Source organism: Methylacidimicrobium sp. B4 (genome assembly GCF_017310545.1).
In the GTDB taxonomy this organism is placed as follows: domain Bacteria; phylum Verrucomicrobiota; class Verrucomicrobiia; order Methylacidiphilales; family Methylacidiphilaceae; genus Methylacidimicrobium.
Genome location: NZ_CP066203.1, coordinates 1,402,387 through 1,422,075 on the forward strand (window position 1 = coordinate 1,402,387; position 19,689 = coordinate 1,422,075).

The 19,689-nt window shown below is 63.4% G+C and carries 16 protein-coding genes; 6 read left to right on the plus strand and 10 right to left on the minus strand.

Annotation, left to right across the window (positions count from 1 at the left end):
- The first annotated feature begins 7 nt into the window (after window positions 1-7).
- Both mnmE and MacB4_RS06735 read left to right on the plus strand, forming a co-directional pair.
- Window positions 8-1,336, plus strand: coding sequence for a tRNA uridine-5-carboxymethylaminomethyl(34) synthesis GTPase MnmE (mnmE, locus tag MacB4_RS06730; RefSeq protein ID WP_206863129.1), 1,329 nt, complete (start codon window positions 8-10; stop codon window positions 1,334-1,336).
- A 158-nt stretch (window positions 1,337-1,494) separates the two neighbouring features.
- Window positions 1,495-2,589: an RNA ligase gene (locus MacB4_RS06735; RefSeq protein ID WP_206863130.1), complete on the plus strand. Its 1,095-nt coding sequence runs from the start codon at window positions 1,495-1,497 to the stop codon at window positions 2,587-2,589.
- Here the strand turns inward: MacB4_RS06735 and MacB4_RS06740 are convergent.
- Window positions 2,536-3,144, minus strand: a complete 609-nt coding sequence (locus MacB4_RS06740) for an RNA ligase partner protein (protein ID WP_206863131.1) — start codon at window positions 3,142-3,144, stop codon at window positions 2,536-2,538. The genes MacB4_RS06735 and MacB4_RS06740 overlap by 54 nt on opposite strands.
- A 118-nt stretch (window positions 3,145-3,262) precedes the next feature.
- On the opposite strand from MacB4_RS06740, the gene MacB4_RS06745 reads away from it, so the two are divergent.
- Window positions 3,263-4,273, plus strand: coding sequence for a quinone-dependent dihydroorotate dehydrogenase (locus MacB4_RS06745; RefSeq protein WP_206863132.1), 1,011 nt, complete (start codon window positions 3,263-3,265; stop codon window positions 4,271-4,273).
- On the opposite strand, the gene MacB4_RS06750 is transcribed toward MacB4_RS06745, so the two are convergent.
- From MacB4_RS06750 to MacB4_RS06760, 3 genes are all read right to left on the minus strand, one after another.
- Window positions 4,256-6,379 carry a thioredoxin domain-containing protein gene (locus MacB4_RS06750; RefSeq protein WP_206863133.1) on the minus strand — a complete coding sequence of 708 codons (2,124 nt, stop codon included), beginning with the start codon at window positions 6,377-6,379 and terminating at the stop codon, window positions 4,256-4,258. The genes MacB4_RS06745 and MacB4_RS06750 overlap by 18 nt on opposite strands.
- Window positions 6,376-7,131: a metal-dependent hydrolase gene (locus MacB4_RS06755; RefSeq protein WP_370569347.1), complete on the minus strand. Its 756-nt coding sequence runs from the start codon at window positions 7,129-7,131 to the stop codon at window positions 6,376-6,378. The genes MacB4_RS06750 and MacB4_RS06755 overlap by 4 nt, the downstream gene beginning before the upstream one ends.
- A gap of 84 nt (window positions 7,132-7,215) precedes the next feature.
- Window positions 7,216-8,382, minus strand: coding sequence for an IS256 family transposase (locus MacB4_RS06760; RefSeq protein ID WP_206863134.1), 1,167 nt, complete (start codon window positions 8,380-8,382; stop codon window positions 7,216-7,218).
- A 170-nt stretch (window positions 8,383-8,552) separates the two neighbouring features.
- Between MacB4_RS06760 and MacB4_RS06765 the strand changes: the two genes are divergently transcribed.
- Entirely contained in the window at window positions 8,553-9,095 is a 543-nt protein-coding gene (locus tag MacB4_RS06765; RefSeq protein ID WP_206863135.1) for a pyridoxamine 5'-phosphate oxidase family protein, read from the plus strand.
- Window positions 9,096-9,102: 7 nt separating this feature from the next.
- On the opposite strand, the gene MacB4_RS06770 is transcribed toward MacB4_RS06765, so the two are convergent.
- From MacB4_RS06770 to MacB4_RS06790, 5 genes are read right to left on the minus strand one after another with little or no spacing between them, the layout of a single operon-like run.
- Window positions 9,103-11,583 (minus strand): LPS-assembly protein LptD, encoded by a 2,481-nt coding sequence (locus MacB4_RS06770; protein ID WP_242529154.1) that lies wholly within the window; start codon window positions 11,581-11,583, stop codon window positions 9,103-9,105.
- A gap of 52 nt (window positions 11,584-11,635) precedes the next feature.
- A complete protein-coding gene (locus tag MacB4_RS06775; RefSeq protein WP_206863136.1) occupies window positions 11,636-12,829 on the minus strand; it encodes a DegT/DnrJ/EryC1/StrS aminotransferase family protein in 1,194 nt (397 codons plus the stop codon).
- Window positions 12,826-13,728 carry a glucose-1-phosphate thymidylyltransferase RfbA gene (rfbA, locus tag MacB4_RS06780; protein ID WP_206863137.1) on the minus strand — a complete coding sequence of 301 codons (903 nt, stop codon included), beginning with the start codon at window positions 13,726-13,728 and terminating at the stop codon, window positions 12,826-12,828. The genes MacB4_RS06775 and rfbA overlap by 4 nt, the downstream gene beginning before the upstream one ends.
- A 1-nt stretch (window position 13,729) precedes the next feature.
- Window positions 13,730-14,806, minus strand: coding sequence for a dTDP-glucose 4,6-dehydratase (gene rfbB, locus MacB4_RS06785; RefSeq protein WP_206864975.1), 1,077 nt, complete (start codon window positions 14,804-14,806; stop codon window positions 13,730-13,732).
- Between the two features lie 16 nt (window positions 14,807-14,822).
- Window positions 14,823-15,737 (minus strand): sugar nucleotide-binding protein, encoded by a 915-nt coding sequence (locus MacB4_RS06790; RefSeq protein ID WP_206863138.1) that lies wholly within the window; start codon window positions 15,735-15,737, stop codon window positions 14,823-14,825.
- Between the two features lie 156 nt (window positions 15,738-15,893).
- On the opposite strand from MacB4_RS06790, the gene ychF reads away from it, so the two are divergent.
- Together ychF and MacB4_RS06800 are read left to right on the plus strand one after the other, a co-directional pair.
- A complete protein-coding gene (gene ychF / locus MacB4_RS06795) occupies window positions 15,894-16,997 on the plus strand; it encodes a redox-regulated ATPase YchF (protein WP_206863139.1) in 1,104 nt (367 codons plus the stop codon).
- Between the two features lie 44 nt (window positions 16,998-17,041).
- Window positions 17,042-17,836: a L,D-transpeptidase family protein gene (locus MacB4_RS06800; RefSeq protein ID WP_242529155.1), complete on the plus strand. Its 795-nt coding sequence runs from the start codon at window positions 17,042-17,044 to the stop codon at window positions 17,834-17,836.
- A gap of 4 nt (window positions 17,837-17,840) precedes the next feature.
- Here the strand turns inward: MacB4_RS06800 and mutL are convergent, their stop codons facing one another.
- Window positions 17,841-19,631 (minus strand): DNA mismatch repair endonuclease MutL, encoded by a 1,791-nt coding sequence (mutL, locus tag MacB4_RS06805; protein WP_206863141.1) that lies wholly within the window; start codon window positions 19,629-19,631, stop codon window positions 17,841-17,843.
- Window positions 19,632-19,689 lie beyond the last annotated feature (58 nt).

Consider the following 19,689-nt stretch of genomic DNA (forward strand, 5'->3'; position numbering starts at 1 on the left):
AAATTCCATGAACGACACCATTGCGGCCCTCGCCACCCCGGCAGCACCGGCTGCCCTGGCCGTGATCCGCGTCAGCGGCCCCCGGTCGCGGGAGATCACCGACCTTTTGCTGCGGAAGCCCGTCCGGTGGCATCCCCAGAAGGCTTGGCATCGGGAGATCTGGGACGGAGCGGAACGATTGGATGACGTGGTCCTCCTCTATTGGCAACAGCCCCGCTCGTACACCGGAGAAGAGATGATCGAGGTCTCCTGCCATGGGAATCCCCTCCTGGTCGACCGAATCCTGGCCGCCTATTTCACCCGCGGCGCGCGCGCGGCCCTTCCCGGAGAGTTCACCCAGCGCGCCTTCCTTCACGGCAAGCTCGACCTGACCCAAGCGGAGGCGATCGCGGATCTGATTCACGCCGGAAGCCTGCGCAGCCTGACAGTCGCCCAAGAGATGAAAGAGGGAAGGCTGGGCCGAGTCCTGGCGGGGGCGCGCACGACACTCCTGGAGCTCGTCGCCCACGCGGAGGCCTTCCTTGATTTTCCAGAAGAAGATATCGATCCTGAGGTCGGAGCGGGAATGCTGCATCGCATCGACCGGTTGAGGGACGAGCTGCTCGGCTTGGCGGGCAGCGCGCCGACGGGCCGGCTGCTCCGCGAGGGGATCGTCGTCGTTCTGGCCGGCCGGCCGAATGTCGGCAAGTCGAGCCTTTTCAACGCGATCCTGCGGCAGAGCCGGGCGATCGTCTCTCCCCATCCGGGAACAACCCGGGATACGATCGAATCCCTCTGCCAGATCCATGGCTTTCCCGTCCGCCTCATCGACACGGCAGGTCATCGGACCGCCGAACACCCGGTCGAGGCGGAAGGAGTGCGCCGGGCGGAGGAGGCCCTGCGCTCCGCAGACATCATCCTCCATGTGTCGGTTGCGCCCGAGCCGCCGGAAGCCGATCCAGTCTCCCGCGCCCCCCTTCTTCCCCATCAACGGCTCCTGCTCGTCGCGAACAAGGGCGACTTGGGCATCCATCCGGAACGCCGGTCGCAGCTCTGTGTCTCGACGCTCACCCGCCAAGGCTTGCCCGAGCTCGATCGTCTCCTCCATCAAGAAATCGCCTCCCTCGCTCCCGATGCGTCCACCGGGAGTGCGGTCAATGCCCGGCAGGAAGCTGCCCTCCGGCGAGCCGCAGCGGCATTGGAGCGGGCCTCCGCCGCCTTTCGAGCGGGTCTGGCGTGCGAGCTCTGGTGCCTGGAGCTTCGCACCGCCCTGCAAGCCGTGGGAGAGGTGATGGGGGCGGTCACCAGCGAAGAAGTTCTCGACGAGGTCTTTCGGCGCTTTTGCATTGGAAAGTAAGCCCGGGTCCTCTTTGGCGCTTTCGAGAAGTTCTTCATTTGACCGGTCGGCCGGCCGGATCGGCGAACAACGAGGCCGATCGCGCGGCTTTCCTCCCGAACGCTCGCTTCCTGATCCTTTCCAGTCCATAATTTCCTCGAGGACTCCAGCGGGTAACGGTGGTTTCAGAGTCAGAAATCGGTGCGGCGGTCGCCGAGAAAAAGGCGAAGCGAGAATCCTTCGGCGGCTGGGAATATGCCCGCCTTCTCCACGGTTGGCAGGGATGGCCCCGCGGCACGATCCTGGCAGAGGGCCGGGTCATTCCCGGCTATCCGAAGATCGGACGGGTGCACACCCTGGCGGGCATCCCCGCGCTCTTTCACGCCCCGTTCCAGGCCGAAGAAAAGGTTGACGGCTACAATGCACGCCTTTTTCGAGCAGGGGATTCCCTCTACGCCGCCACCCGAGGCGGTCAAGTCTGCCCCTTTACGACCGACCGGCTGGCCGACCTGATCGATCCGTCGGTCTTTTCCGCGCACCCGGAGCTGATTCTCTGTGGGGAGGTCACCGGACCCGAAACTCCCTACGTCGAGGGCACTTCTCCCCTGGTGCCGGAAGGCATCGGCTTCTTTCTCTTCGATCTGATGCGGCAGGGGGCGGAGGGCTTTCTCTCGATCGAGGAGAAGCGCGCGCTCACCCGCTCCTTCCGCCTTCCTGCGGTCCCGGATCATGGCCGGATCGATCCGAAGGCTCTGAGCACTTTCCGGGAAATCGTGCGCCGGCTCGACGAAGAGGGCCGAGAAGGCGTTGTCCTCAAGGAGGACTCACCCCGTGGCTTCCGCGCCAAATATGTGACCGGAAGTGCCGAAATCACCGACATCGCGTCGATGGCCCAGCGCTACCTCGACGTCCCTCCGGAATATTTCACGGAGCGGGTCTTGCGGCTGGCTCTCTTTCTCGAGGAGATGGCGGCGACGGATCGGGAAGGGTGGAGCCGCCGGTTGGGAGAGGCCTTCCTCACCGCTCTCCAGGATCGAATCGGCTTAGCCCGACGAGGTCAATGCGTCGGCTCCTTCCGCTGCCGCTTCCACTCCCGAGAAAACGCGCTCCGGCTGCTCGACTCCCTCGGGCAGATCCGCGGCCATGAAGGGGAAACCCGCTTGGTGAACCTCCGGGAGGAAGAGGGATTTTGGGTTCTCCGATTCGAAAAGCTCTACCGATCAACCACGGGCTTTCTCCGCAGCGCCCTCGGCGGTTCTCTTCGTTTCGATTAGGTGGCAGAGCAGCTCCCGAAAATGGCGCGCATCGACGACCGCCACCCCCATCCGATCCGCCCACTTGCGCATCCCCTCATCGGCGGCGACCAGGCTGCCGTCAAGCTCAAAGGAAAGCAGCACCACGTCGACATCTCCTCGGCTGTCGAGAATTCCCCTCCGCAGCGTTTCCCGGTAGCGCTCCCGGAGCTGGTGCAGCAGCTGCCCGATCTCGGCCGCCTCTCCCGCCCGCTTGGCATGTTCCTCGGCGATCCGCAGCCCATGGTCGATCCGCTTCCGGACCTCATCGATAAAGTCGTAAAGAAAGTCCCCAGGAATCTGCAGATCCGATCTCCGCGGGGAGCGGATCTGAATCACCGACTCGAAGTACCCGATCAGGGAGTCGAGATCGCGCATCTTCCGCAGCTCTTCGTAGACCGAGAGCGGCATGTAAAACTCCGCGGGGACCCTTCGCGCCAAATCGAGAAAGCTCCCCACCGCCGCCTCGTCTTCTCCGAACTGCGAGGCGACATCCGGATTGGTGAAGATGCTTGTATCCAGGACGAACCGGTGCATGATCCCCATCCGTTCCTAGACTAGGATGCCCGGCACCGGCAATCCAGCCGTTTGTTGCTCCTTCCGCTTCTGAGGCTTGCGGATTGTCAACGCTTCCCAACTCCCCGAAACTACCGTTGTGCTCTACCGCCTGCTCCTTCGCCGTCTCCTCTTTTTTCTTCCTCCGGAACGCGCCCACCACCTCGCCCTCTCCCTCTGCGCAAAGGGCTGGGCGGAACGGCTGCTGCGGCGGCTCTTTCCACCTCTCCCCTCGGGTCTCGAGCGGACCGTCTGGGGACTCCGTTTCCCGAGTCCGCTCGGGCTCGCCGCCGGATTCGACAAGAACGGAATCGCGCTCGGCGCGTGGGAGGCGCTCGGATTCGGATTTTGCGAGATCGGCACGGTCACACCTACCCCGCAAGCCGCGAACCCCCCACCCCGCCTGCGCCGGCTCCCGCGGTCGGAGGCCCTCTGGAACCGACTGGGATTCCCGAGCGAAGGGGCGGAGCAGGTCGCCCGCCGGCTTGCCTTTCTTCGGGCCGAGGGGAGATGGCCAAGCTTCCCTGTTGGAATCAACGTGGGGAAATCCCGGCAGACGGAGCTCGACCGGGCCGCCGAGGACTACGCACGCGTCTTCTCCCTCCTCCGCGCCTACGGCGACTTTTTCGTGCTCAACTTGAGCTCGCCCAATACCCCCGGCCTCCGCTCGCTCCAGCAGGAAACCCATTTGCGATCGGTGCTCGAGGCGGTTGCCGCGGTCAACCCCCCTCCCGCCAAACCCATCTTGGTCAAGATCGCTCCCGACCTCGAGGAAAGGGCGCTCGGGCGGATTCTGGAGGTGCTTTTGTCCGGCGGCTGCGACGGCCTGGTCGCCACGAACACGCTGCCGGCCCCGGACCCAAAGGGCCTCGTGGGAGGGCTGAGCGGCAAGCCGCTGAGCCAGCGGAGCACCGCGGTTGTCCGCTTCCTGGCTCGGGAGAGTGGCGGACGACTGCCCATCATCGCCGCTGGAGGAATCTTCGATGGCGCGGATGCCCGAGAAAAGCTCGAGGCGGGTGCCAGCCTGCTCGAGGCCTACACCGGCTTCGTCTTCCAGGGACCGGGATTTGCCCACGACGTCGGAGGTGCGCTCCTAGGAACGGTTCCGTAGGCGCATCCGGAGGATTTCCGGATCGGAAATCGGCTCCGAGCAGGAAAAGGATTGGCAGAGGTAGGCGACCGGCGTTCCGTCCGGCAAGGGGAGGGAGAGGTAGAACTCCTCCTTCTCCCCCAAAAAGGGGAAGCGTCGGCCCGGCTCGATTCCCAGGATTAGCCTCCGCCAGGAGAGCACGCTCGCCCCGGCGGCCAGAAGAGCCCGGGCCCGCGGATCGGATCGCGCCCCCACGACGACCACGGATGCGGGCGGCCGGGCCGAGTCAAGATAAGCCGCGAGGAGGTGCGGCAGAGCGGTCGGGCCGTGGACGAGCTGGTCCGCCTCCGCACGGAAGAGGGCATCGAGCCGCCCCGGCCACCGCTCTTCCGGAAGAAGCGCGGAAAAGCGAAGGAGGTTAGTCGCCGCCAGCGAGATGGGTGCTGGCTCCGCACCGTCATGCTCCTCCCGCAGCCGGAACGGAACGGCGCTCGTCCCCTCTCCGCTCGTCCAGTAGGCGCCGGATTCCGGATCCCGGAACAGGGCTTCCATTCGGTCTTGAAAAAAGACCGCCCTTTCGACCCAGCCGGCCTCCTGCGTCAGCTCGAAGAGATCGAGGAGCGCTTGTACGAGCATCGCATAGTCTCCCGCAAAGGCCTCGACCTCGCCCCGCCCCTCCCGATAGAGGCGAAAGAGCTTTCCCGTTGCCGGATCGAAAAGCGTCGAAAGAAGGAAGTCGACCGTCCGCTCCGCCGCTGCCCAATAACGCTCCTCACCCAGGAGCAGGCCCGCGCGGGCGAGAGCCGAGACGGCGAGGGCATTCCAGCCGAGCACCACCTTGTCATCCTTCGCGGGCCTCGGCCGTTGCCCCCGTGCGCGCAAGAGCTTGGCGGCCGCCGCCTTCCGCTTCCGCTCCATTTCTTCCCGGGGAAGACCGTGCCGGGCGGCGAGCCCCTCGATCGGCTCCTGCTCGAAAAGAATGTTCCTTCCGGCCAGCTCCTGGTGTGGATCGCTGGCCGCCGGGATGTTTCCTTCCGGCTGCACTCCCCAAAGATCGACGGCTAAGGCCAATTCTGCAGGGTCGAGGAGCCCCGAGATCTCGCTCTGCCTCCAGAGATAGAAAGCGCCTTCCCGGGCCGGGCCGCCTTCGGGAGGGAGGCTGTCCGCATCCTCACCAGAGGCAAATCCCCCGCCGGGAAGCTCCAGGTCACGCAAGAGATAGTCGAGGATCTCCCGAACGATTCCCTCCGAGCGGGCGTCCCCATCGGCTCCAAAGCGTTCCAGGTAGATCGAGGCCAGCTGCGCCTGGTCGTAGAGCATCTTCTCGAAATGAGGCACCCGCCAGAAACGGTCTACCGAATACCGGTGGAACCCTCCGCCGATCTGATCCCGGATGCCCCCACGAGCCATCGCTTCCAGGGTTTGCTGGACGATCGACCGAGCACGCTCCCCCTCGGGCCGACGGGACCGGCTCGCGCCATAACGCAGGAGGAAGTGGAGGGCCGCGGGGCGCGGAAACTTGGGCTTGGGGCCGAACCCGCCCCACTCGGGATCGAAGGCTCTCGCAAACTCCTCGAAGGCGCGTTCCACCGCCCGCTCTCCATCCACGATGGCGGGACGGCTTCCAGCCAAGGCCTCTCGGAGCCGCCCCGCGATCTCCTCGCCGCGACGCACTAGCTCCTCCCGATGGCGCAACCAGAGTTCCTCGATCTGGCCCAAGACGGAAAGGAATCCCACCATCCCCCACCGATCGCTCTTCGGGAAGTAGGTTCCTCCATAAAACGGCTGAAGATCCGGGGTCAACCAGACGCTCATCGGCCAGCCTCCTTGTCCCGTGGTTGCCTGGACGAAGGCCATGTACGCCTGGTCTACGTCGGGTCGTTCCTCCCGGTCGACCTTCACCGGCACAAAGGCACGGTTGAGGAGCTCCGCGACTTCGGGATCCTCGAAGGACTCGTGGGCCATCACATGGCACCAGTGACAGGTGGCGTAACCGACCGAGAGAAAGATCGCCTTCCCCTCGGCCTTGGCCTTGGCGAAGGCTTCGCCCCCCCAGGCATACCAGTCGACCGGATTGGCCGCATGCTGCCGGAGGTAGGGGCTCTTGGCCGTCGCCAATCGGTTCATTTCCCCTCCGAGGAGCGGCCGGCTCGCGGAACGATCAGCGTTCCCCCGATCGGCAGGAGATGGAGATTGAGCTCCGCCCGCGAAAACGCCTCCAGCGCCGCGCGCCTGTCGATCCGAATGCCCTCAAAGGTGTCGTAGTGAACGCCCATCACGTTCCGGCAGTCGAGAAGCTCCGCCGCCCGAATCGCCTCCTCCACTCCCATGGTAAAGGTGTCTCCGATCGGCAGAATGGCGAGAGCGATCGGATGATACATCTCCCCCAGCAGCTTCATGTCTCCGAAAAGAGCGGTGTCCCCGGCATAGTAGACCGTCCCTTCGGCCGCGCGGATCACGAAGCCCCCCGCCGGGCCGCCGTAGCCGCCGTCCGGAAGGCTGCTGGAATGGAAAGCGGGAACGTAATGGACGACTCCGAACGGCCAGCTCTTCTTCCCACCCAGATTCATGGCGTAGACACCTTCGACCCCTTGCCGGAGAAGCCACTCCGCCACTTCGAAGCTCGACACGACGAGCGCCCCCGTCCGCTTCGCGATGTCGGGGCCATCGCCGATATGGTCCGCATGCCCATGAGAAAGAAAGAGATAGTCTGCGGGAATCTCTTCGGCGCGCAGAGTCGACGCGAGGGGGTTACCGGTGAGAAAGGGATCGAAGAGCAGGCGCGTCCCGCCGATTTCCAGCCCGAAGCAGGAATGTCCGTAGTAGGTGACCTCCATGAAGGGCACTCTACCCGTGAGCCGGCGTCCAAACAAGGACATGGGCAAGGCTGAGGCTGACCCACGAGTAAGGATGGTGCAACTCCTTTTCTGTAAATTTCCGCGCAGCAGATCATGATGCCTGGGTTACGGGTTGGGGTTGAGATAGACCTTGCCGGTCATCCACTCGTCGTCGAGTTCGGCCAGCAGGGCGGAAATGAGCCGCAGGCACGATTCGGGATTGGGGAAGATGCTTGCCACCCGGGTGCGGCGTCTGAGTTCCCGGTTGATGCGCTCCAGGCCGTTGGTGGTGCGCAGCCGCACGCGGTGCTCGACAGGGAAGTCGAAGACGGTCAGGCTTTCTGGTATGGCTTCCTCAGCCCACTCCCCGAGCTTGGGATGCTCCGTGCGCCATTGCGCAAGCGCCTCCCGTAACAGCCGCTGGGCCTCGCTTCGATCCGGCGCATTGAAGATCGTGCGCAGCTGCCGGGCAACGGTCTTCTTCGCTTCTTGGCGCGTGACAAACTGACCGGCGTTTTGCTGCAGGTGGAACTGGCAGCGCTGCCAGGGCACGGAAGGCAACACTGCACGGCGCGCGGCCTTCAGTCCCGCGTGGTCGTCGGCAACGATGAGCTTGACCCCCTTCAATCCACGGGCAAGGAGGCTTTCCAGGAAGCGGCGCCAGTTGATCTCCGCTTCCGATGTAGCCACCTCGCAGCCCAGCACCCGGCGCTTGCCCGTTGCCTCGATACCCACTGCAATCAGTACCGCGCAATCGACGATCCGTCCTTCCAGGCGCACCTTCTCATAGCGGGCGTCCAGAAAGAGATAAGGCACCTCGCCCAACGGGCGTTCCCGCCAGGCCTTGAGCCCTTCATCGAGTCTGGCGGCAGCGCGACTGACCTGGGCTGAAGAAAGCTTGATCTCCGGCCCCAAGAGCCGCTGCAACACGTCGATCACCCGCCGGGTGGAGACGCCCTGGACGTACATCTCGGCCAAGGCCAGATTCACCGCCTGATCGGTGCGGGTGCCTTTCTCGAGCGCAGAAGGATAGAAGTCGCCAGAACGCACTTGCGGTACCTCGAAGGTGAGCTCGCCCAGCTTGGTCAGCACCGTCTTGGGCTTATAACCGTTGGCCCAGTCGCGCCGGGCTGCGGTGCGCTCGTAGGGCCTGGCGCCGAGAAACTCGACCCGTTCAATTTTGGCCGCTTCATTCACCAAAATGCGCAAGGCTTCGCCTGCGCCATCCAGCCCATGCTCGAGTAGCACCGCATAGGCTGCTTCCAAAGGGTTTGTTTCGACTCGCATTACCATGATCGTTACGCTCCTTTGTCAAAGTCATGGCATCATGATTGCGCTGGGCAAACCAGCCAGCCAGCGGCTGGAAGAGAATTTACAGAAAGGACGATACACAACTCGAGTAAGCGGCTTCGACGGCCAATCTGCCGCTTGTCTGCGCTCATCCGCTATGGCTCGTTTCCCTCATGGGCAAACGATACGCACACCTCTCCACGGAGCTGATCGACTTCATCGTCGCGCAGAAGCTCTTCTTCGTAGCGACCGCGGCCGTGGAAGGCCGGATCAACCTTTCGCCCAAAGGCTTGGACACCTTCCGCGTCCTCTCCCCTTCTCAGGTGCTCTGGCTCAATCTGACGGGGAGCGGGAACGAGACGGCCGCTCATCTCCGGGAAGACGGACGGATCACGATCCTCTTCTGCGCCTTTGAGGGTCCTCCGCGCATCGTCCGCCTTTTCGGCCGGGGGCGGGCGATCCATCCACGCGATTCCGAGTGGGTCGCTCTCTCCCGACTCTTCCCCCCGTTTGCAGGGGCGCGTCAGATCATCGACGTGAGTGTCGACCTGGTCACGACCTCCTGTGGCTTCGGCATTCCCTTCCTTCGGTATGAACGAGACCGGCCAACGCTTCCGGAGTGGGCGGAAGCCAGGGGGGAGGAAGGGATCCGCCGCTACTGGCACGAGAAGAACGCGCGCACGCTCGATGGAAAGCCGACGGGCATCGAGCCTTAGCCTTCGCCTACTGGCTGCCGAAACTGTAATTGGGCTTGAGCGACGGAAACGCCTTCAAGGTCGCCCCGATCGAACCCATGATGATCGACTGGGCTCCCGGAAAACTATAATCCTGGAAATTGAACGAAACCATCCAGTCCCCCAGATCCCGATAGATCGAGATCGTCTTCATGATCACCGCGCCAACTTCGCTCATGTACAACAAACTCCCGCTCACCTGCCAATTCTCATTGATCCTCCAGAAATCCGACAGGTAGATGCTGCTCTGTATGTTGGGAGAAATTTGCGCCAGGATCGGCGGCAAGTTATTGATCGGGAGATACCCGCCGCCGATCTGCTGAACCGGAAAAAAGCTGCTCGGAATGGTCACATGATTCAGGTACTGGTAGCCGACCGTGATCATGTTCGATTTGTGAAAGTTCCAGGACACGCTGTTGTTGATATTGGTAAAGCCTTGGTCATACGTCGGTAGTGCCAGATCGGCGTGGTACATCAACCAGGGGACGGGCCTGAAGTCGAAGGTGCCATAGACCTCGTTCACCGTATCGGTCGTCGGCATGAGAAGGGTGTTGTATTTCCGGTCCCAGTTCGCATCCGTGAAGAGGGTCAGCTCCGCCAGATCGTAGTTCTGGCCGTTGCGCTTGGTCTGAATCCGCTGGGTCATCCCCGCGCGCAGGTAGGTCATGCCAAAAAAAGAGTCGACCGATGGATAGTCGATCGGATTGATGAGCGAAGGCGTAATCGTCGGCATGAGGCTGTCAAATCCCAGGATGTCGTAGGGATTGCCGTAGGGGTTCGGAATATACTGGAAGGTGGCAAAGGGCTGAATCACGTGGCGCAAGCCATGGATCCCCAAGGCTTCGTTTTCCACGTCACTCCAGGTCTTCGACAGCTTGAACGATGCATCCAGGCCTGCGATGAGCAAGCCACGATCGAAGGTGAGCTGCGATTGGTTCATCAGTGGCATCGGCGCATTGAACGCGTTGCCGTAGACGTTCTGATCCGACCAGTAGGTTCCCTCGACGCCCAGACGGGGGGTGAGGGAAAGCCAATGGAAATACTCCCTCGGGTAGGAGATCTGCTGCAAGGTGTCCCAGCGCCAGCCCCCATAGTTGCTGAGGAGGTAGGCGTTCCCCAGCCCCTGCTGCTGATAAAACCGATTCAGCGGGAACCAGGGGTAGTACATCCCGAAGAGATTCCCGGTCAGCGGATTCAAGTTGGAGAACTGCTGTTCGAAGTTGACCATGCTCCAGCGGCTTTCGTAAGCGATCGGGCTATGGAAGATCTTCGCGCGATTCGTTTCGAAGTCGAGCTCTGGCAGACGGTTGAGCCCGTTGAAGAAGGACATCAGGTTATCTTGGACGAGGAGGTCGAGCGTGAAGCCGGTATGATAGTAGTTGAGCCAGACTACGTCGTTTGGCTGCCGATTGTAGGGATAGAGTCCGTAAAAAAAGTCCTCCATGATATAAGGATCAGTCCAATAGTTTAAATCGGTTGTCAGCGTGAGATCCTGGCCGAGCTCGTACCGCTGCTGCAGGCTCGCCATCAGTCGATTGGGGCCCACGTCGTAGCGAGGGAGCGAGGAGTAGTTGAGCAGATAGCCGTAGTCGTAAGGCAAGCCGAAGAAGCGCAAATCCGCATAGCCGTTCTTGGGCCGAAACCGAGCGAGGCCGCCGAGCCCGATGCCACGGTCTTGATAGTAGGTCAAGTTGAACCGCGCGGAGAGCTCCTGGTTAAATTTCCACGTGTATAGGATGGAGGCAAACCAGCCCCAGTAGGCATTGTCTCCGGCCGTAAAAAAGATGGTTTCCGAGTCGCTGTCGAGCGATTGGCTGACGGCGGGAAGCCAGAGGATCGGAACATGGCTTACGTAAATGACGACGTCACGCATGACAACCCGGTCCCCGGAATAGATATCCATCGTCCGGGACTTTACCTGGAGCGAGGGATGCTCTCGATTCTGCACCGTGTACATGCCGTGATCGACGTGATAATGATCGGCTTCCGGTGTCGTGAGCTTTTCCCCACTCGCCAGAAGCGGAAGGTCGACCGAGCCCCAGTCGTTCGCCGTAATCGCCTTGGTATCGATGTTGAAAACCATGTGTGCGGCTCGGAAGATCTTTTCGCCCGTGTAGACACGGACGTTCCCGTCGGCGAAGATGTTGCGCGTCCGGTTATCGAAGCTGACCCGATCGGCGTAGAGAGTGGTCTCTCCGTAATGGACGACCGCATTCCCCACCGCGGTCGCAATTCCCCCGACAAAGTGGGTCTCCTGGGCGTTGATTTCGACCGGCACCTGGCCGGGAGGGCTGTTCGGATCGGTCGCCGGGAGAGCCGGGGCAGAGCAGGGGAGCTCCCCGAGCCAGATCGAGAGGAGAAGAAGGAGCCAAGCCGACGCGGTCCGGAGAGAAATTCCTCGCCAGAACGGGGAAGAATGGATTCCACCCCGCTCCACGGGCGATTGCCTCTGGGCTCGCATGGCTGCCATCGGTGCTCTTCCCTCTCGCGAAAGGCCGGAAGCGACGGGCGCCACTCCGCTTCTACGCCGTCCTGACCGGGCGCAAGGCAAAACGAACGATGAGATCGACCACGCGGCGGATCTCGTCGGGCGTCAGGCCGGGAAAGATCGGAAGGGCGAGCGACTCACGGGCGAGAAGCTCGGCCACCGGAAGCTCCTCGACTTCTCGCTCCTTGTCAAGAAAACAGGGCTGCCGATGGAGCGGCAAGGGATAGTAGACCTCCGTCTGCACCCCTTCTTCCGAGAGGAACTGGCGAAGGCCGTCCCGGTCCGCCGGATAGCGGATCACGTATTGGTTCCAGGTGTGCTCGCCCCGAGCGTTGCGCGGTAAGAGAACCGGGTATCCACCCCTCGGGGCCGCCGTCTCCTCCTCGTGGCAGCAGCAGGGATCGGGACAAGGGGCGGCCGCACCGCTCCTCAGAAACGCCTCCTCATAAAGGGCGGCATTCCTCCGGCGCATCTCCAGCGCAGCGCCGACGTTCGGCAGTCGCGCCCGAAGAAACGCCGCTTGCAAGGCATCGATGCGAAAGTTCCCTCCGATCCATTCGTGCCGATACTTGACGCGGGAGCCGTGAACGCGGAGGGCGCGGATCTTTTCGGCGAGCGCTTCGTCCCGCGTCGTGACAAGGCCCGCGTCGCCCAAGGCCCCCAGGTTTTTCGTCGGAAAGAACGAAAAGCAGCCCAAGAGTCCTCTTCCGCCCACCGGTGCGCCTTCGGAGCGGGCCCCAAAGGCTTGCGCCGCATCCTCGATCAGCGCCATGCCGGTTTCCTGGCTCAGCCCAAGCAGCGGGTTCATCGCCGCCGGCTGGCCGAAAAGATGGACCGGAATCATCGCCCGGGTCTTCGGAGTCCGCTTCCGCACGACCTCCTGCGGAGAGAGATTCCAGCAGCCAGGGCAGGAGTCGGCAAAGACAGGCTTCGCCCCCGTCCGGGCGATCGAGCCCGCCGTGGCAAAAAAGGTGTAGGCCGGACAGATGACCTCATCGCCGGGACCAATCCCCAGAGCCGCGAGCGAGAGGAGCAGCGCGTCAGTGCCAGAGGAGACCCCGATCGCATGTGTCACGCCCAGAAAATCCGCGCACTCCCTCTCAAAGGAGGCCACCTCCTCTCCCAGGATGAACTGTCCGCTTCCGAGCACGCGGTGAAAGGCTTCTGCCAGCCGCGCTCTTTCTTCCGGAGCGGTCCGTCCGAAGTCGAGCAAAGGAATTCTCCTCATAAAGACCCCGCAGCTGTCCGATCTTCTTCCTCCACGAGCTTCCGGAGATAGTCCCCGTAGGCCGAGCTCCCCATCCGCCCGGCTTGGGCAAGCACGGCTTCGCGGTCAATCCACCCCTTGCTCCAAGCGATCTCCTCCAGGCAGGCGATCTTCAATCCCTGCCGGTGCTCGATCGCCCGGACGAAGGCGCTCGCATCGGCGAGCGCATCGTGGGTTCCCGTGTCGAGCCAGGCGATCCCTCGGCCCAGTTGCTCCACCCGGAGGGTTCCTTCCGCCAGGTAGCGGCGGTTGAGATCCGTGATCTCGAGCTCCCCCCGAGCCGAAGGGAGAAGGGAGCGGGCAAATTCCGACGCTCTTCCGTCATAAAAGTAGAGGCCGGGAATCGCATAGGCCGACTTGGGCCGCTTGGGCTTTTCCTCCAGCGAGAGCACCCGGCCGCTCTCGTCGAACTCGACGACGCCATAAGCGGTGGGATCCGAAACCCGATAGGCGAAGATCGTCGCTCCCTCGGAAGCCGCAGAGATCCGGCCAAGGGTCCCGCTCAGGCTGTGCCCATAGAGAAGATTGTCTCCGAGCACGAGGCAGGAGGGTCGCCCTGCCAGGAACTTCTCCCCGATCACAAAGGCCTGCGCCAGCCCTTCCGGGCGCGGCTGCTCCGCGTAGGAGAAGCGGAGGCCGAGCGCCGCTCCGTCCCCCAGGAGCCGCTCAAAGAGAGGCCGATCGTGCGGAGTCGAGATGATCAAGATCTCGCGAATGTCGGCGAGCAGGAGAACCGACAGGGCATAGTGGATCATCGGCTTGTCGTAGATCGTCAAGAGCTGCTTGCTTACGGAAAGGGTGGCTGGATAGAGACGCGTCCCGAGCCCCCCGGCGAGTACGATGCCTCTTCGCTCTCCCATATCAGCCTCGAAGGACTCCCAGCCGCTCCCGCCCAAAACCGTCCCTCCGGACCCCCTCGCACCAAGCCCCATTCTCCCGGTACCATGCGATCGTTTTGCGAAGCCCGTCTTCCAGGGTTTCTTGCGGCTTCCAGCCCAGCTGTTGCCGGATCTTGCTCGAATCGACCTCGTAGCGGAAGTCATGTCCAGGACGGTCGCTCACGTAGGTGATCCGGTCGCGGTAGGATCGATCCGAGCGGAGGGGCTGGATCTCGCCCATCAGATCGCAGAGCTGTTCCACGAGCTCCCGGTTCGAGCAGCTGGCGCCGCTGCCGATATGGTAGGTTTCTCCGGGCTTTCCCCGGAGGAGCACCTCGCGGAGAGCCCGGCAGTGATCCTCGACGTAGAGCCAGTCCCGCCGATTGCGGCCATCCCCGTAGACCGGAAGCGGCTTTTCCTCCAAGAGGTTGAGGATCATGAGCGGAATCATCTTCTCCGGGAACTGCCGGGGCCCGTAGTTGTTCGAGCAGTGGGTCACCATGGCGGGGAAGCCGAAGGTCTTGGCGTAGGCCCGCACGAAATGGTCCGACGCCGCCTTCGACGCGGAGTAAGGGCTCGATGGGTCGTATGGGGCTCCCTCCCGGGTCGGCGCTTCCTCCCGATCGAGCGACCCGTAGACTTCGTCGGTGGAGACATGGAGAAAGCGAAAGCGCTCCCGTTCTTTCCCTCGGAGCTCCCGCCAGTAGCTCCACGCCGATTCGAGGAGGCGCCAGGATCCGACGACATTGGTGTCGACGAAGGGCTCTGCGCTCTCGATCGACCGATCGACATGGGTTTCGGCCGCAAAGTGGACGATGGCTTCGATCCGATTCTCCCGCAAGAGATGGCCGACGAGCGCTCGATCCCCAATCTCGCCCTGCACGAACTCATGGCTTGCATCGGGGAGACCGGTCAGGTTCTCCCTTCTTCCCGCGTAAGCGAGCTTGTCGAGCGTCACCGCCCTCTCCGGTCGCGGTCCCTCCTGAAAAAGAAGATGGAGGAAGTTCGACCCGATGAATCCGGCCCCACCCGTTACCAGCCAACGACCCGTTTGCTCCATCACCGGTCTTTTCTCCCTACGTCGCCGCCTCGGGCTGCCACTGGTTCCACGCGCGCGCCACCGCTTCGTGAACCTCTTCCAGAACAATCCCGAGGCTCAGGAGCTTCGCGCTATCGAGCACGCAATTGGAGCGCGGGGCGCGCGTCACCTTTCGGAACTCTTCCTCACCCGAAAAAAAGACGAAGCGCTTGCCCGCGGCGACCAGCTTCCGGCCGAAGGGAGAGTCCTTCAGCAGTTCGATGACCTCGCGCGTCGTCACCGACCCCGGGTTGACGACATTGTAGATCCCGAAGGGGGCGCGCCTCTCCCAGCATTCGAAGGCCGCCCGAACGAAGTCGTCGAGCTGCGAGAGCGAGTTGCGGGCGTCGAGGAGCCGGTCGTAGCGCAGTAGCTTGGTCAGATAGTTCTTGGATGAATCTACCTCGCTAAAAGGAATGCGGAGCCTCCAGAGATAGCAGCTCCCGGCGTCCGCCAGGATTTCTTCCCCAAGCGCCTTGGTTCCGCTGTAGAAGCTGCCGTTGTTGGTTCGGAAGCAGAAGTTGGGGGGATCCTCTTCCCGGAAACCGAGCCGCTCCCCATTCGGCCCGGCCCCCCGATCGCCCGTGTAGAGACAGCCCGAGGAGACATGGCCCCAGGGAAGCCCCCGCTCCGCGCAAACGCGCGCCAGAACTCCGGGAAGAACCGCGTTCCCCAGGAGACATTCGTCCTTATGGTCCTCGCACGCATCGACATTGGGTCGGCCCGTATATCCGGCTGCGTTGATGAGGAAGGTCGGCTTGACCTCGTCGAGAAGGCGGGCGATGGATTCGGGGTGCAGCAGGCCGACTTCCTTGCGGGAAGGTGCGACGCAGGGGAGCTCCCGGCGGCGAAGATACCGCTGGAAGGCGCTTCCCACATATCCCGAACCACCAAAGAGCACGATCCGGTCCAATGTCGTCTTTCCTCCTGATCTTCCGGCAGCCTGAGCCAGGCCGCCATCGACGGCGGATCATTCTCTCCAAGAGCGCTCCTCCACGCAAGCAGCCATCGCTGAGGAAGGAATTGCCTCCTCTGGCTAAATCGCTTATCTCATAGAGCAGCAAACGGTATGTTGCGCGCCGGAATCGTCGGACTGCCCAACGTGGGGAAGAGCACGCTCTTCAACGCCCTCACGAAAAGCCACAAGGCGGAAGCGGCCAACTACCCCTTCTGCACCATCGCTCCCAACGTCGGCGTCGTCGAGGTGCCCGATCCTCGGCTCGATCGGCTCGCCGAGCTCTTCCGCTCGCAACGCGTGATCCCGGCCGTGATCGAGCTCGTCGATATCGCAGGGCTCGTGGCGGGTGCCAGCAAGGGAGAGGGCTTGGGAAATCAGTTCCTCGCGCATATCCGCGAGGTCGACGCCGTCATCCACTTGGTCCGCTGCTTCGTGGGTGCGGAGGTCCATCACGTGGCGGGCTCGATCGATCCGGTCCGTGATGTCGAGGTCATTCACACGGAGCTCGCTCTGGCCGATCTGGCCACCCTGGACCGTCAGCGGGAGAAGAGCCGGAAAGGCCCACCCCGCACGGACGCACGCGCCTCACTTCGGAATGAGCTGCTGGAGAGGGCGATGGAGATCCTCAACCGGGGCGCCCCGCTTTTCTCCGAGAGATGGACGGCCGAAGAAAGGGACGCTCTGCGGCCCTTCACCCTTCTCACGATGAAGCCCACGCTCTACGCATGCAACGTGGGAGAGGAGGAGCTTGCCCAAGGAGTCAAGAACCCTCGAGTCGAGGCCATCGCGCGGTTCCTGGGAGGCCGGAGCGATTCCGAGCTCGTGGTTCTCTCCTCTCAGCTCGAGGCCGAGCTCCCCAACCTCCTTCCGGATGAGCGACGCTCCTACCTCAAGACTCTCGGCGTTTCCGAAAGCGGCGTGGAAAGCCTGATCCGCGCGACCTACCATCTGCTCGGCCTTCGCACCTACTTTACCGCAGGCGAAAAGGAAGCGAGGGCCTGGACGATCCGCGCCGGGGATCGAGCCCCACAAGCGGCCGGGGTGATCCATTCCGACTTCGAGCGCGGATTCATCGCGGCCGAATGCGCCTCGTTCGAGGACATGGACCGGTACGGTTCCTTTCCCCGGCTCCGGGAAGCGGGGAAGCTCCGCGTCGAGGGCAAGGACTACGTCGTCGCGGACGGCGATGTGATCGAGTTTCGTTTCAACGTCTAGCCCTGCTCCCCATGTCCGCCTTCCGTGTTTCCCGCCGGTGCAGGGTGCCCCTCGCCCTCGTCCTGACACTCTCCCTTCAGGCGCTGGCGAGCACGGTCCTCGCCGATCCCCCTCTCCCCTCGGCCGCCCCGATGGAGAGCGACGGGGTCGACGCCGAGACGCTCCGCAGGCTGGAAAAGCGGGCCGAGCAAGAGAAGGCGCGGCAGGAGAAAGAGATGCGGAAGATCGCGGAGCGCGAGCGAAAGCGCTTGGAGGTGGAACGCCGGGATCAGGAGCGGGAGATGCGGCTCCATCCGAAGCCACCCTCCGCTGGCCAGCTACCGGTTCGGGTCGCGATCCCGGTGCGGCCCGTAGCGCCGCAAGCCTCTCCCCGGATCCTCGCGGCAATCTGGTCGCAGCTGATTCCCTCAGAGAAGATCACCTCCCTGGTTGTCCATGTGCGAGCGCAGAAGCTCTACGTCTACCAAGGGAAGAAGCTCGCCGCCATCGCTCCCATCTGCACCGGGAATGCCACCCATCCGACACCCATGGGTCGATTCACCGTCATTCAGAAGGACCGCAACCACCTTTCGAGCCGTTACGGCTGCTTCGTCGACAATACCACGGGCCGAATCGTCGACGGCAACGCGGTGATCGGGCAGCGTCCGCCTCCAGGCACGCACTATGAAGCGGCCGAAATGCCCAACTTCTTGCGGATCACCTCGGACGGTGTGGGGCTTCATGGCGGCTACCTTCCCGGGTTCGCCGCTTCGCATGGTTGCGTCCGTCTGCCCAAGAGCTTCGCCTCCGAGATCTTCGAGCTCGTTCAGGACGGCACTCCCGTTACCGTCGTCGAGTAGGCGGCTATCCGAGAAAACCGCAGCCGCCGGGGGAGCCGGCTCTCCCGAATCGACGCTCCAGCTCTCCGTAGGAGAGCTCGATCCAGGTCGGGCGCCCATGGGGACAGGTATCGGGGTTCCGGCAGGCAAAGAGGTCCGCGAGCAGCCGCTCCACCTCCTCGGAGGAGAGCCGGTCATGGGCCTTCACCGCCCTTCGGCAGACGATCCCGGCCAGTGTCTCCGCCTCCGCTCTTCCGATTGCGCAGGGTCCCTTTCGAGACGCCAGATCGGCGGCCAACCGTTGCACGAAGGGGACCCAGTCAAGGGTGGACAACCGGGCCGGGACCGACTCCACCGAAAAGGCACCCCCACCCATCTCATTCATCTCCAACCCCAGGCGATGCAGAACCGGAAGCTCCTCGCACAAAGCTGCGGCATCCCGCGCCGGCAGAGTCACGACGACCGGGTGAAGAAGGGGCTGCATGCCGCCCGCACCGCTCTCCCAGGCAGAGAGCAGCCTCTCGAAGAGAACCCGTTCGTGGGCGGCGTGCTGATCGACCAGCATCAGTCCCCCACCCGTTTCCACCAGGAGGTAGAGCGAGCCCAGGACGCCGAGGGGACGCCTTCCCTTCCTCGGATCGTCCGCCCCTTCTTGACGACCGGGTCCGACCAGCGGAGGCAACTCCTCCTGGATCGCATGCGCAGGGGGGGCTTCGTCTTCCCGGAACCGGGGGGAGACCCCCCGATCTGCGAACCGGTAGATCGCAGGGGCCCTCTCGGTCACAGCTTCGGGGAAAGCGGGTGCGGGGAAAGCGACTGAAGGCCACCGGCCCAGGCTCTGGCCGACCGCGTCGACGACCAGGCTCCAAACTTCCCGTTCCTCGCAAAAGCGAACCTCCCGCTTGGCCGGATGAACATTGGGATCGATCCGGGCGGGATCAATCTCGAGCCAGAGGACAGCCGTCGGGTAGAGGCCCCGCAGGAGCGAGTGGCGGTAGCCCTCCTGGAGAGCTGACGAGAGCATCCGGCTTTCCACGGGCCTCCGGTTGACGAAGAAGAACTGCTCTTCCCGGCTCGGCCGTCCGATGCCCGGACGGCTCAGGAAGCCGGAAAGAGCGAGGCCGGGCCGATCCCCATGCACAGGCAGGAGCGCTTCGATCCATTCGGTCCCGAAGATGGAGGCCAATCGATCTTCTCGGGCGGCCGCCGCCGGCCAGACCGTCCCCTCTCCGCGGCTCCCGTGTCGGAAGCGAAACGTGGTTGCCGGCTGCGCGATCGCTGCGAGGACGAGCTGCCGCTGCAGGTGCACCTGCTCCCGAGAGGGGGAGCGGAGAAAGCGGCGGCGGGCGGGGAGATGGGAAAACAGAGAGCGGACTTGAACGGTCGTGCCCCGATCTCTCCCCATCTCCCGCACCGAGAGCAACTTTCCGGCTTCGACCCTCACCTCGGTCCCGACCGGTTCCTCCTCTTCTCGGGTCTGGAGGAGAAAGGAGCTGACCGATGCGATCGTCGGAATGGCCTCCCCGCGAAAGCCGTACGAATGCAGCCGCGTCAGGTCCTCGAAGCGCGCCAGCTTGCTCGTCGCGTAGCGCTCCAGGCAGAGAAGCGCATCCTCCCTTCCCATGCCGCAACCGTTATCCGAGACCTGGATCAGGGCGGAGCCGCCGCCTTGGGTGACCAGATCGATCTCGGTCGCGCCGGCATCGAGCGCATTTTCCAGGAGCTCCTTGACCACCGATGCGGGCCGCTCAACCACCTCTCCGGCGGCGATCTGAGAGGCGAGAGCCTCGGGCAGAACGCGAATCTTCCTTGCCATGCTTTCTTTCTTCCTCAGCTTCGCGCGGCCGCTCGACTTGTGCGATCCGTTTTTTTTC